This window comes from Streptomyces agglomeratus (genome assembly GCF_001746415.1).
GTDB lineage: Bacteria > Actinomycetota > Actinomycetes > Streptomycetales > Streptomycetaceae > Streptomyces > Streptomyces agglomeratus.
This window is the reverse complement of record NZ_MEHJ01000001.1, coordinates 7,624,072-7,635,920: the sequence shown is the minus strand read 5'-3', so window position 1 is coordinate 7,635,920 and position 11,849 is coordinate 7,624,072. Positions and strand designations below refer to the sequence as shown.

The 11,849-nt window shown below is 69.7% G+C and carries 12 protein-coding genes; 9 read left to right on the top strand and 3 right to left on the bottom strand.

The annotated features are described in order from the left end of the window. Positions 1 to 108 precede the first annotated feature (108 nt). Positions 109 to 876 carry a hypothetical protein gene (locus tag AS594_RS33430; protein ID WP_069931967.1) on the bottom strand — a complete coding sequence of 256 codons (768 nt, stop codon included), beginning with the start codon at positions 874 to 876 and terminating at the stop codon, positions 109 to 111. A 335-nt stretch (positions 877 to 1,211) separates the two neighbouring features. Between AS594_RS33430 and AS594_RS33425 the strand changes: the two genes are divergently transcribed. The 4 genes from AS594_RS33425 to AS594_RS33410 all read left to right on the top strand — a co-directional run bounded on the left by AS594_RS33425 (position 1,212) and on the right by AS594_RS33410 (position 4,102). Then, entirely contained in the window at positions 1,212 to 1,730 is a 519-nt protein-coding gene (locus AS594_RS33425) for a MarR family winged helix-turn-helix transcriptional regulator (RefSeq protein WP_069930961.1), read from the top strand. A 147-nt stretch (positions 1,731 to 1,877) separates the two neighbouring features. Beyond that, complete coding sequence (locus tag AS594_RS33420) at positions 1,878 to 2,465, top strand: hypothetical protein (RefSeq protein ID WP_240509145.1); 588 nt, start codon at positions 1,878 to 1,880, stop codon at positions 2,463 to 2,465. Further along, complete coding sequence (locus AS594_RS33415) at positions 2,462 to 3,328, top strand: SDR family oxidoreductase (protein ID WP_069935701.1); 867 nt, start codon at positions 2,462 to 2,464, stop codon at positions 3,326 to 3,328. The genes AS594_RS33420 and AS594_RS33415 overlap by 4 nt, the downstream gene beginning before the upstream one ends. A gap of 366 nt (positions 3,329 to 3,694) precedes the next feature. Then, positions 3,695 to 4,102, top strand: coding sequence for a hypothetical protein (locus tag AS594_RS33410; RefSeq protein WP_069774881.1), 408 nt, complete (start codon positions 3,695 to 3,697; stop codon positions 4,100 to 4,102). A 115-nt stretch (positions 4,103 to 4,217) separates the two neighbouring features. Here the strand turns inward: AS594_RS33410 and AS594_RS33405 are convergent, their stop codons facing one another. Beyond that, a complete protein-coding gene (locus tag AS594_RS33405) occupies positions 4,218 to 5,102 on the bottom strand; it encodes a hypothetical protein (RefSeq protein WP_069930125.1) in 885 nt (294 codons plus the stop codon). Between the two features lie 237 nt (positions 5,103 to 5,339). On the opposite strand from AS594_RS33405, the gene AS594_RS33400 reads away from it, so the two are divergent. From AS594_RS33400 to AS594_RS33380, 5 genes are all read left to right on the top strand, one after another. Beyond that, entirely contained in the window at positions 5,340 to 6,047 is a 708-nt protein-coding gene (locus AS594_RS33400; RefSeq protein ID WP_069774882.1) for a class I SAM-dependent methyltransferase, read from the top strand. 186 nt (positions 6,048 to 6,233) lie between these two features. Next, a complete protein-coding gene (locus AS594_RS33395) occupies positions 6,234 to 6,902 on the top strand; it encodes a HEAT repeat domain-containing protein (protein ID WP_069774883.1) in 669 nt (222 codons plus the stop codon). A 6-nt stretch (positions 6,903 to 6,908) separates the two neighbouring features. Continuing rightward, positions 6,909 to 7,907: a MerR family DNA-binding transcriptional regulator gene (locus AS594_RS33390; RefSeq protein ID WP_069774884.1), complete on the top strand. Its 999-nt coding sequence runs from the start codon at positions 6,909 to 6,911 to the stop codon at positions 7,905 to 7,907. A gap of 342 nt (positions 7,908 to 8,249) precedes the next feature. After that, positions 8,250 to 8,663: a hypothetical protein gene (locus tag AS594_RS33385; protein WP_069774886.1), complete on the top strand. Its 414-nt coding sequence runs from the start codon at positions 8,250 to 8,252 to the stop codon at positions 8,661 to 8,663. Between the two features lie 222 nt (positions 8,664 to 8,885). Further along, positions 8,886 to 11,009 (top strand): ATP-binding SpoIIE family protein phosphatase, encoded by a 2,124-nt coding sequence (locus AS594_RS33380; protein ID WP_069774887.1) that lies wholly within the window; start codon positions 8,886 to 8,888, stop codon positions 11,007 to 11,009. A 236-nt stretch (positions 11,010 to 11,245) separates the two neighbouring features. On the opposite strand, the gene AS594_RS33375 is transcribed toward AS594_RS33380, so the two are convergent. Further along, positions 11,246 to 11,728 carry a cupin domain-containing protein gene (locus tag AS594_RS33375; protein WP_069774889.1) on the bottom strand — a complete coding sequence of 161 codons (483 nt, stop codon included), beginning with the start codon at positions 11,726 to 11,728 and terminating at the stop codon, positions 11,246 to 11,248. Positions 11,729 to 11,849: the final 121 nt, after the last annotated feature.

Sequence of the window (11,849 nt, the reverse complement as noted above, 5' to 3'; positions counted from 1 at the left end):
CCGGGAACAGCCGACCCGGCGAACCGCCCTGCCGTGAAGTCGCGCGCCGCGTGATCCGAGGTCGCCGCTTGCAGCCCCGTCACGGCGGGGCCGCAAGCGGTCGAGTCGTCAGCGCACGTCGACGTAGTCGCCGGCGGCATTGGCCGTCGACGTGGTGGACGTGCCCGCGAAGGACCAGCGCCAGTAACCGTCGGCCGAGGCGGTGACCGTCGTCGACAGGTTGCCGAAGCTATTGGTGTAGGCGGTCTTGACGGTCGTGTAGGTACTGGTGCCCGCCTTGCGGAACTGGAGCTTCACCGGCTTGTCGGCGTAGCCCGCGTAGGTGCGCTTGTCCCAGTTGGCGCGGGTCAGCTTGCCTGTGACCTTGAGCGTCTTGCCCTTGTACACCGGCTCCGGCGAAGCGTTGACGGTGAGCTTGCCGCGCCGCAGGACGGGGTGCTTGGGCTCGCCGCCGTTGTTGTAGAGGTCGCCGTCCTTGGCCTGGAGCTGGACGGTCACATCCCAAGGGCCCGCGAGGGCGTTACGGGGCACGCCCCAGCCCGCGTCGAGCTTGACGGTGAGCTTGCAGGTGGAGGTGGTGGCGCTGACCGGGGTGCACGTCGGGCGGCCGTGGTACGACCAGTACTCGTCCCCGACCTCGCGGTCGATCTGTAGGAACGCCATGTTGCTGCTGATGCCCGAGTCGTCCGAGGCGGTCACCGAGAGGGTGACCGACTCGGTCTGGGAGGTGCCGAGGACGAGGGGCTTGCCACCGTTCACGGACAGCTTCTGGATCACCACGCCGGTCTCCGTCGCGTACGCGGCAGGGGCGGTGACGGCGGAGGCGGAGAAGACCAGGGCGCCGGCCAGAACGGCATGTATGGAGGTTGCGCGCATCAATTTCCAAACGGCTGGAGCCTGCCGCACACTGGGGGTCTCACCGGTCGCGGGCATGGCAGGTGGCGCGAGGATACGTCACCCGCACGGCTCACCCGTCGGCGGCCGGCCCGCCGAGCCCCGCGTCCAGTGCATCGCGTCGGCGCCCTGCGCCACCAGCCGCCTCCGCAAGGGAGCGACGGAACGTGGAGCCGGTCCCCCGCCGGGATGACACACGGTCACCTGCGCATGAGGCTTCTCGGTGCCTGGTGGAAGTTGGATGCGTGAGCCACCTGTACGAGGCCGGACATCGGGGCGCCTTGACAGCCGAAGTGATTAGCCACCATATTACTTACATGACAAGGGACGGCATCGACGGCGAGGCGCCCACGCTGGACCAGGCCAGGCGACAGGTCGAGCACTACGGCCTGGAGGTCGATCCACAGGCGGTGCTGGTCGCGGTGCGGCTGATCTCGGCGGGCGCGCGGGTCGGCCGGGCGGCCGAGGCGCACTTCGCCAGGTTCGGCCTGTCGACGGGGCGCTACCGCCTGCTCGCCGATCTCGAAGACCAAGGCGGGGAGAAATCCCCTTCGCGTCTCGCACTCGACCTCGATGTGTCCAGAGCCACGGTCACCGGCCTTCTGGACGGCCTTGAGCGCGAGGGCTTGATCGCCCGCCGCCCATCCACAGAGGACGGCCGGGGCACGGTTGCCGTCCTGACCGCGCGTGGGGCGCAGCGCCTGCGCGACATGGCGTCCGAGCATTTCGGGCGGCTGGAGGCGATGGTGAGCGGGCTTTCCGTCGAGGAGCGTGCGGTGTTCCTGGATCTGCTCGCCCGCGTCGTGCACGGCAGTGCGGCCCTAGCCGCCGACTGATCCGACACTCAGTCAGCTTGGCCCCGCCCTCCGGGTAGGGCCCTTTTTATGAAGTAATAGTTAGCCACCTAATCATGTCGCCCAGAGCAGGGCCCGACGCTCACCGCACACCTTCACTTCCCGCTTGCGAACGAGAAAGAGGCCAGCATGCCCGCTACACACCACAGAACCAGCCCGAACCGGGCAGCCTCCCGGCCGTCCCGGCCGTTCACCCTGTGGCGCGAGGTGCTCACCGCCTACGCCGCCCCCGCGCTGATGGCCGGTACCGCTGGAGTCGTCACCGGGCAGCAGGATCTGGCCGTGGCCGCCTGCACCTCCATCGCCGGAACCTCCGCCGTGGTGGCGTTCCTGGTCGGCACCTGGCTGCGGCACGGCGGGCGGCCCCGGCGGTGGACCACCACCACACCGACCGTCGCCCTGACCGCCGTACTCGTCATCAGCGCCGCCGGCGCGGCGGCCCTGCTGGGATGGTTCACCGCCCAATGGCTACCCGCCCACACCCCGATCCCCGCCACCCCGTGGCTTGAGCGCCTGGGCATCGACCTGCCCGTCTCCGCGGCCCTCGCCACCGCCATCGTCACCCTGCGCTGGCGCAGCACCACCACCACAGCATCCCGGCGTAGGCCACCCCGTCACCGGGCCCCCCGCCCACGAGCCCGAGCCCGAGCCCGACCGAGCCCGCCTCCCGGCCGCACCCGCCGCCGGGAAAGTCACCAAGGAGTGAGCACACAATGATCGTTGTCATGGGAGCGACCGGAGCAACCGGGAACGCCCTGGTCCACAGCCTCCTCGCACTCGGCACGCCCGTCCGCGCACTGACCCGCACCCCGCACAGGCCGATCCCCGGCACAACCGGCGCACACCAGCCGCCCGTCGAGGTTCAGTACGCCGACGCCACCGACCCCCACTCCCTGCGCACGGCCTTCAAGGGCGCCGACCAGCTCTTCCTCGCCATGGCCAACAGCCCCGCACAGGTCGAACTCGAAACCCGCGTCATCGACATCGCCGCCCAGACCGGCATCGGACACATCGTCAAGATCTCCGCTCCCGCCGCCGAACCCGACTCCCCGGTCGCCATCTCGCGCGGGCACCACGCCGTCGAGGAACACCTGCGCGCCAGCGGGCTCGCCCACACCGTCCTGCGCCCCTATGCGTTCATGCCGAACGTCCTGCGCCTGGCCCCCACCGTCGCCCGGGGCGTGATCCTCGGCACGACGGGCGACGCGCCCTGCAACTACGTCGACTGCCGCGACATCGGCGACGTCGCCGCCGCTGTCCTCACCAGGCCCGACATCGCCGGCGGTACCTACGCCCTGACCGGCCCCGAAGCCGTCTCCTACCCCGAACTCGCCTCCAGGCTGACCGCACTGACCGGCAATCGGATCCGCTACGTCAACCTCACACCGGAAGAGCTGCGCGACAACCTCTTCCTCAGCGCCGGCATGCCCACCTGGCTCGCCGACCACGTGACGGAGATCCAGCAACTCGCCATTACCCGTCCCGAAACACCCACCACCACTGTCATCGACATACTCGGGCGCCCGCCCCGCACTCTCGACGCCTTCCTGCACGAACACCACTCCCACTTCCGCCGGTAGGGTCCCGGCCTCAAGCCCGGCCGCGAGACTGCGAACCGTCCCGCCGCACAGCAGAGAGCAGATGATCAGTCGTCGCCCGGGCAGTGGGCCCACCCGTACCAGGGCCGTCGAGGCAGGTGGGTTCATGCAAACTGACGGGTGCCTCGCAGGAGTCCGGGGATGCGGGTGCAGGCGAGCACGTGGGGTGGGTGCCGAGCGGACCGTCCCCTGGGTGCATGCCCTGGGCACGGCACTGACACCGCAGGAGTCATGGGAGCAGAAAGAACGGCGCCGGAACCGGAAGCCCTCGCGCAGCGTGGGCGCACGCCTCTGGGGGAGGTGGCGTGCCGTTATCAGGCGGACGAGATACGTCCAGAGGACCTGCCGATGATCGCTGCTGAGGCACTCGCGGCCGGTCTGGGCACCCCGACGCTGTGCGAACTCGCCGGTTGGCCCTGTAATGCGGATGCCCGCGAGATCCGCGAGGCGTTCGAGCAAGCACTCGCCGAGTCCGGAATCGAGTTGCCTGATCCGCGCCTGGCACAGCGCCACGCTCTGCGCCGGCTGGCCGCGAGACTCGCCGACGGAGAAATCGCTCCCGCCGACCTGGCGACGGACAACTGGGGAGAGACGGAGGTGGAGACCGCGGCGGAGCGATCGTTCGTGGCGCTGCTCCCGCAGTGCTGGTGCTGCATCGAGTACACGTCGGGGCTGGATCAGCAGACGTGGACGGCCCAGTTGTGGAGCGCCGGCCTCGCCCTGACATCGTCTCCCCCGATCGGTCCCGGGTGCTGACTCTGCTCGGCGTGGACCGGTCGACGACGGCGTGGACCGGTCGAGCAGACCGGGAACCGGTTCACGCGAGTGGCCGCGCCCCACCCTGCGGCCGGCAGCGCCGACGGGCTGTCACTCACTTCTCCTTGAAGACGATGTCCCTGGCGTGGCGGGTCATCTTCACGGTGTTGTCAGCGGTGACCTCGACGATGTGGTGCAGGCCCCTGTGAAGCGTCTTGGAATCCGGAAGGAGGCGGTACTCGTCGTCCGAGGCTCCGGCCAGGAAGGCGGGGAAGCAGGCCAGTGACGAGTCGGTGCCCATGAAGTCCAGGTAGTCCTTCAGGCGGCGGAACAGCTTCGGCAGGATCACCGCGCCGGTCTTGTCGTCCGTGATCGAGGCCATTCCGGTGATCTTCGCCCCGTCGAGGGTCTTGTCGACCTTCCACACGCCCTTCTCGGACGCCCTCGCCTTTTCCGAGGCGTCGGTGAGGAGCTCGCGCAGGTACGCGGGCAAACCCGAGTAGAAGGTCGGGTAGGCCAGGCCGAGGAGGAGCAGGCGGTGGTTGGCGGTCCGCTTCAGCAGGTCGTCGTCGATGCCCGTCCAGTAGCCGCTGTACACGGGCGGGGTGCCCTTGCCGACGAAGGCCACGCAGCGGCCGAAGGCGTCGGCGCCCCGGGTGAGGATCCAGCCGGGGACGCTGTCCGGCGTGGTCGCGACGGTCTCGTCGTCGTCCCGGAGCACGGTGTCGAAGCCGAGGAACTTCAGCAGCTCGTCCGCGGCCGCGTGGGCCAGGCCCCGCGGCTGGTGCTGCACATGCTGCTTCTCGCCGTAGTGCGTCTCCAGGGCGTCGATTCCTTCGAGCCGGATGCTCGCGCGGCCGTCCGCCTTGGGCACGATCTTTCCGTCCCCGGGCACGAGCTTCCAGTCGGCCACGTTGTCCGGGATGAACGGGAGGGTGTCGCCATCCGGTTTGGCGCCTCCCTCCACCTTGAATTTTCCCCTGATCAGCAGCATGGACATGACGGCTCCCATTGTCACTGTAGGTGTGCAGTGATTACTCACGGTACACACTCGTGCGGTCGGTAGGGCCCTTTCGCGCCCGTCGGGCCGGGGAGTGTCAGCAGCGGGGCAGGGTCCGTCGGGTGGCGGGTTCGCACTCCGGGCGAGGACGAACGCATGATCGCGCACGAGATCGGGCGGGAGGAAAGATCGTGATTGTCTCGGCTCGTCTCGCGGCCAGGACCTACTGTCGCGAGCATGGTCGAACACGATGCCTTCAGTGCCGCCCGCGAGGCATACGACGCCGCTGCCCCCACCTATGCGCAGCTGTTCCGCGACTCGCTGCGTGACCGGCCCCTGGACCGCGCGATATTGAGTGCCTTCGCCGAGGTCGTACGTGCGGGTGGGGACGGCCAGGTCGCGGACCTGGGATGTGGGCCTGGCCATATCACTGCCCATTTGGAGCAGCTGGGGCTGACGGCGTTTGGTGTTGACGCCTCTCCGGCGATGATCGAGTTGGCGCGACAGGGCTACCCGGGCGTGCGGTTCGAGGTGGGCTCGATGGCCGCTTTGGACATCGCTGACGGCGTGCTGGGGGGCGTACTCTCGCGTTGGTCGATCATCCACACTCCCCCGCGAGAACTCCCTGTCATCCTGGCGGAGTTCCACCGTGTGCTGGCCCCTGGAGGCCACCTTCTGATCGGCTTTTCGTCAAGCGATGATCCGTCTCACCCGACGCAGATCTTCGATCACGCAGTGGCGCCGGCCTATCGGTGGGCGCCTGATCACCTCGCCGCGGTACTTCGCAAGTCCGGGTTGGCCGAGGTTGGCCGGATGGTTCGCGAGCCTCAGCCCACCGACCGTCGGCAGTTCCAGGAGGTTCAACTTCTCGCCCGTAAACCCCAGGCCGGGCCCTTGGCGCCGGATTCCGCTCTCTCGGGCGGGCGGTCGACGTTTTACGCGTAGGGGCGTAAATGGGGGTCCCAGGACTGGGCAAAGCCCTGCCGCACGGCGTATGACGGGGCAGCAAGCACCCTTTGATGACCGACGCCACACGCTCGGGACACACCAAGTGCGGGCGATCGCCCTGCGGGCCTGTTTGACCTTGACACAGTGGCAGGGGCTTCACTGCTTGCCAAGGAGGTGGTCCAGATGACGATCACGGGACAGGACACGGATGCGGTACGAGCGCTCCAGGGGCTGGAGGACGGCCGTTCGTCCGTACGACTGCGGGCTGCTCTGGCGATCGGCACGGCGCCTGACCCGCGCTTCGTCGACAAGCTCGTCGAGCGATGCGCGACCGAGCCCGAGTTCTTCGTCCGCGACATGCTGACGTGGGCACTCACCCGCCACCCGGTGTCCATGACGCTCCCGGAGCTGGTCCGCGAAGTCTGCTCGGAGCGTGTGCAGGCGCGGAGCCAGGCGCTGCACACGCTGTCCAAGATCGGGAATCGGCAGGCGTGGCCGGCGATCACACGGACGCTGCTGTCCGACGCCGAGGACGAAGTGGCGCGGAGCGCCTGGCGGGCCGCGGTCGTGCTCGTACCGGAAGGCGAGGAGTCCGCCTTGGCCGAGGTGCTGGCGACGCAATTCGGACGCGGTGAGCGGGAGACGCAGCTGAGTCTGAGCCGGGCACTGGTCGCACTGGGTGAAGTGATCGTGCCTGCTGTGCGTGCTGCCACCACGGTCCCCGACCCGCGCGTGCGCGCGCACGCGCTCGCCACACAACGGTTGCTGCGCGACCCGGACGCCGGATTCGAGTTGGCCATCGAGGAGGCCAAGCGCGTCGTGGCCCTCGGCGGGTCCGGCCAGGAGGGATGATAGGACGTGTTGATCGGTGAGGTGGCGAGACGGTCCGGGGTCAGTGCGCGCATGCTGCGGCACTACGAGTCGCTCGGCCTGGTACGGCCTTCCGGTCGTACGGACTCCGGTTATCGGGAGTACTCCGGTCAGGACATCCGGCGGATCTTCCACGTCGAGAGCCTGCGGTCGCTGGGGCTGTCGCTGCGTGAGGTCGGGCGCGCGCTCGACGATCCCGGCTTCACGCCATCGGCGCTCGTCGGAAACCTCGTGCGTGAGACACGCGAACGCATCGCGGCCGAGACCGAGTTGCTCACGCGGCTCCGCCGGATCCATGCCACGGAACCCGCCGGCTGGGAGGACGTCCTCCAAGTCGTTGCGCTCCTTCAGTCGCTGGGCTCGAAGAGCGCCGACGCCCGCCAGCGCGCGGCCCTTTCCTCGGTCGACGAGGTGCCGGTGGAGGCCCTGGTCGAGGCGGCACTGAGCGAAACGGAGCCGAACGTCGCCGGCGCCCTCCGATGGGCGTTGGCGCGATCGGGCGACGGCGGCCCCGCACTGCTGGCGGAGGGCCTGGGCTCACCGGTGGCGGCGGTGCGCGAACGTGCCGTTCGATCCCTCGCCGAGATTCCCGGAGGCGAGGCCACCGCGCGGCTGCGACACGCCCTGACGAACCCCGACCTCGTGGTCCGCGGGTATGCGGCTCTGGCGCTCGGGACGCGTGGAGTGGCCGATGCGGTCCCGACGCTCATCGACATGATCGTGGAAGGGACGAACGACGTCGACGCAGCCGACGCACTGAACGTGCTGGCGAGCGACACCGCGACGGCGGATCGGATCGCGACCAGGCTCGTCGACCGCCTCACCCACGACACCACTGCGGCCCCTGCACGCGGCCGGCTGACTCAGGCGCTGGCCGCCGTCCCGGGTGAGGCGGCGTCACGTGCCCTCGTAGAGCTGTCGTACGACGAGGACCGAGCCGTCGCGCTGACTGCGGCGTACCTTCTTCAGCTGCGCGACGCACGGTGACGCACCGCTCCTGGGGGGGGACCCGTACCGGCCGCGGGGCGGAGCGGTCCCGGACATGTCGCCGGTCGCCGAAGGGGACAGCAGATACTTGGCCGAGTTACCGCAAGGCGACCTCGACACCCCTGCGAACGCCCCGGTCACGGCCCTCCCCTTCCGGGTGCTGCTCCGGCACGGTCAGACCGCCCCGCAGGGCGTGTACCTCCGCCCTGATTACCGGCATGCAGGCGGCCAACGGATGGGTCCTGCCGTACTGAACAGCGGTATGCACGGCGAGGAATCCGTTCGCCGTACGCGCCGGCCACGGGTGAGAATGAGCGCCGCTCCCCCTCGACCAGGAGATTCATGTACAAGCGCCTGCCCATACTCGTCCTGTGCCTGACGGTTGCCTGCCTCGGCACCTCGGCGTGCGACGACTCCGGCGACAACCGCCCCGGCACCCCGGCCCCCGCGACATCAGCCAACGGCGCGCCCTCAAAAACCACTCGGGAAGCCACTCCGGCCGGTTCCTCCGCGGACCGCGCCGAGCCGCGACAGCTGACAGGCGTTCTGGCCAAGCTCTATCTCAAGACCGTCCGGGACCACTATCCCGACATGGCGCACATCAGCGACGAAGCGCTCCTCATCCACGGCAACGCCTTCTGTGCCGCCCAGGGCGTGGCGCTCGCCGACCAGGCGAAGAAGACGATGAAGGAACTCGGCACCACCTCCAAGCAGACCGCCCGGATCATGGGCAGCGCACACGGGTACTGCCGCTAGCCGGCCGAGCCACATCGGCGGGACGGCGACGAACGGGGCGTACACCCGGCCAGGCCGCCGCCCTGACTCGCGGGCCACCACGACACACCTGCGGCCCCGGGGGCGAGGCTGGCGACGCGGGCGCGGCCGCGCGCCGCCCGCCACCGGCGCGCGCACGCCGCGCACGAGGTGTGTAATGAGATCAGGAAGGAGCGCCCTCGATCCTGCCGGAGTGAGACACGAGTGAGCGGCAACGGCACGGGAGAACCCGTCGCAGCAGCGGGCTTCCCCACGGCTGTTCTGGTACTCGACGCCGCCGGCATGGTCATGACGGGCACACGTTCGGCAGCGACGCTCCTGGGCGTTCCCGAGGCCATCGGCGGCCGTGGCCCCGGCGACGAGCCGCTGGATGCGGAAACGCTCTTCGAGGATCCCGGCCTGTGGGCCCGCCTCGTCGCCGGAGCCGTCGGGGGTGCCAGGCGCAGCGCGCGTGCCCGACTGCTGCGGCCGGACGGCGGACGGCTGGAGGCCGACGTCGACATCATCACCCTGATGGAGGGCTCGTCGGCACGGTTCCTGCTGCGCCTGCGCCCCGCCGACCCGGACCACCCCGTACCGGTCGCCGTCGCCGGTGACGTCCGCCGGCCCCCACCCCTGCCACCGGCCGACCAGCGCTCCGCCGAGCGGCTGGCGCTCCTCAACGCGGCCGCCGCCCAGATCGGCAGCTCCCTCGACATGGTGCGCGACGCCGAGCAGCTGACGGAAGTGCTCGTACCCGCGTTCGCCGACCTCATGGCCGTCGATCTCACCGAACCCGTGCTGCGCGGCGAAGAACCGGGGGAGCTGGTCACCGGAGCGCCGATGCGACGCGTCGCCGTGAGGGCCGCCGACGGCCAGTGGCCGGCGGAGAGCTACTCCGTGGGCGACACCATCCGGCTGCGGAGCGTCGAGAGCATCCATCTGCGCGTGGACTCGGCGATGTTCATCCCCGACCTGAGCGAGCTCCGCACGGTGCTGGCGGGCGAGGAGGAGCGCGTACGGCTGATCCTCCCGCCGCAGGCCGCCTCCCTCATGCTGGTCCCGTTGCAGGCCCGCGGCACGGTCCTCGGGGCCCTGGTCCTGTGGCGCACCGCGGAGCGCCGCCCGTTCGACCAGGAGGACGCGGTCCTCGCCGAGGAAATCGGCTCCCGGTCCTCACTCAGCATGGACAACGCCCGCCGGTACACCCGTGAGCGCCGTACCGCGGAGGCCCTCCAGCGCAGCCTCCTACCGAGGCCCGTCATGGACGTCACCGGCGCGGAGACCTCCGGGATCTACGTGCCCGCCACCAACACCGCGGCCATCGGCGGCAGCTGGTTCGACGTCATCCAACTCCCCTCCACACGGCTGGCGTTCGTCATGGGAACGGTGGCCGGACACGGTCTCAACGCCACGGCCGCCATGGGTCGTCTGCGGTCGGCCGTGCAGACCCTGGCCGATCTCGACCTCAGTCCGGACGAACTGCTGGCTCACCTCGACGACCTCGTGGTGCGCTTCGTCGAGGACGACGACCGCCAGGAACCGGACGCGGACGCGCCGAGCGCGCTGACCGGTGCCACCTGTCTCTACGCCACCTACGACCCGGTGTCCCGTACCTGCGTGCTGGCCGGCGCCGGCCACCCGCCGCCCGTGCTGGCCGGCAGGGGAAGGACAGGGAGCGGCACGGTGACGTACCGCCCGGGTCCGGTGCTGGGCACCGGCGGGCAGCCGTTCGAACCGGTGGAACTGAGCCTGGGTTCCGGCGACGTACTGGCTTTCTACGGCGGAGCACTCGCCAAGGGCACCGACCGGTCGGAGCGGCAGCTGGAGGCGGTCCGGGCGGGTGTGCGGGACGGTGCGGACAGCGGGCGGCATGTCACCGAGATCGGGCGCGGCATCCTGGGCGCCCTGTTGCACGAGCCGCCGGACGACGACCTGGCACTGCTCGTGGTGCGGGTCAGGGAGGTGTCCGCCGGTGACACCGCCGTGTGGGAGTTGGCCGCCGCGCCCTCTCTCGTCGGGCGGGCCCGCGAGCTCGTGGCGGAGCAGCTGACCGCCTGGGGACTGGAGGAACTGATCTTCACCACGGAGCTGATCGTCAGCGAGCTGGTCACGAACTCCATCCGGTACGCGGGCGGGCCGGTCGGCCTGCGGCTGATCAAGGACCGGGTGCTGATCTGCGAGGTCTCCGACCCGAGCCAAACACAGCCGCATCTGCGCAGGGCACAGCTCACCGACGAGGGCGGCCGCGGCCTGTTCCTCGTCGCACAGCTCACCCACCGCTGGGGCAGCCGGTACACGGCGGCCGGCAAGACCATCTGGACGGAACAGCTCCTGACGGGCGGTTGAGGCCGCGCGTCTCCGCAGCTCTGCCTCCAGCAGCTTTGCGACTGCTTCGGCCGGCCGCTCCCAACCGCGGTGCTCCGCGGCTCTTCGCACCTCGGCCTCGTACTGGCCGGCGTCGAACCGCAGCTCCGGCAGGTCGGCGGTCACAAACGCTGCTGACCGGAGCGGTCCCGTTCGCGAAGCCGTCGCCGTGACCGGTTCGCGAACGGGTGCCGCTGCTGCGGAATTGGCGGCTTGCTCTACTCGACGAAGTACGAGTCGTGCTTGATGAAGAACTCGGTGCGCTCTTCGTCACTCGCGTCGGCGAGCTGCGACAGCCCTTCGAAATACTCTTCGCGCGGTGCCCCCGGCGCGAACAGCATCAGCATCTCCGCCGGGGCGTCGGAATCGTTTCGGAAGGCATGCAAGCCGCCCTGCGGAACGAACAGGAAGTCGCCCTTCTTCGCATCGACCCAGTCGGCACCGTTGAACAGCCGCACCGTCCCGTCGAGGATGAAGAACGACTCCGAGATGGTCTTGTGGAAGTGTGTCTTCGGACCGCCGGCCCCAGCACTCATCTCCACCCGGTAGAGACCGAACTCCCCGTTCGTGGATGCCTTCGTAGCGAGATAGTGCGTGGCGTCGCCCTTCGGCGACGACAGCTCGGCCGGCGTGTCCACGGGCCTGAACACCGCGCTGACCTCACCCCTGTCCCCGGAATATCTGGCCTCCGGATACGACATGCCTTTCCCCTCCCCTGTCTCTTCTGCACGTACATGCGCAGACTCAGACGTGACAACCCGCCGACCGGTGCCGATCTTCCCCGAAGCGTCTACGACGGCGCCACCGGACACGAGTCCCCCT

Coding starts and splice junctions, on each gene's coding strand:
- AS594_RS33430 (WP_069931967.1), bottom strand. CDS start 876: ATGCGCGCAACCTCCATACATGCCGTTCTGGCCGGCGCCCTGGTCTTC.
- AS594_RS33425 (WP_069930961.1), top strand. CDS start 1,212: ATGACAAGGGACGGCATCGACGGCGAGGCGCCCACGCTGGACCAGGCC.
- AS594_RS33420 (WP_240509145.1), top strand. CDS start 1,878: ATGCCCGCTACACACCACAGAACCAGCCCGAACCGGGCAGCCTCCCGG.
- AS594_RS33415 (WP_069935701.1), top strand. CDS start 2,462: ATGATCGTTGTCATGGGAGCGACCGGAGCAACCGGGAACGCCCTGGTC.
- AS594_RS33410 (WP_069774881.1), top strand. CDS start 3,695: ATGATCGCTGCTGAGGCACTCGCGGCCGGTCTGGGCACCCCGACGCTG.
- AS594_RS33405 (WP_069930125.1), bottom strand. CDS start 5,102: ATGTCCATGCTGCTGATCAGGGGAAAATTCAAGGTGGAGGGAGGCGCC.
- AS594_RS33400 (WP_069774882.1), top strand. CDS start 5,340: ATGGTCGAACACGATGCCTTCAGTGCCGCCCGCGAGGCATACGACGCC.
- AS594_RS33395 (WP_069774883.1), top strand. CDS start 6,234: ATGACGATCACGGGACAGGACACGGATGCGGTACGAGCGCTCCAGGGG.
- AS594_RS33385 (WP_069774886.1), top strand. CDS start 8,250: ATGTACAAGCGCCTGCCCATACTCGTCCTGTGCCTGACGGTTGCCTGC.
- AS594_RS33375 (WP_069774889.1), bottom strand. CDS start 11,728: ATGTCGTATCCGGAGGCCAGATATTCCGGGGACAGGGGTGAGGTCAGC.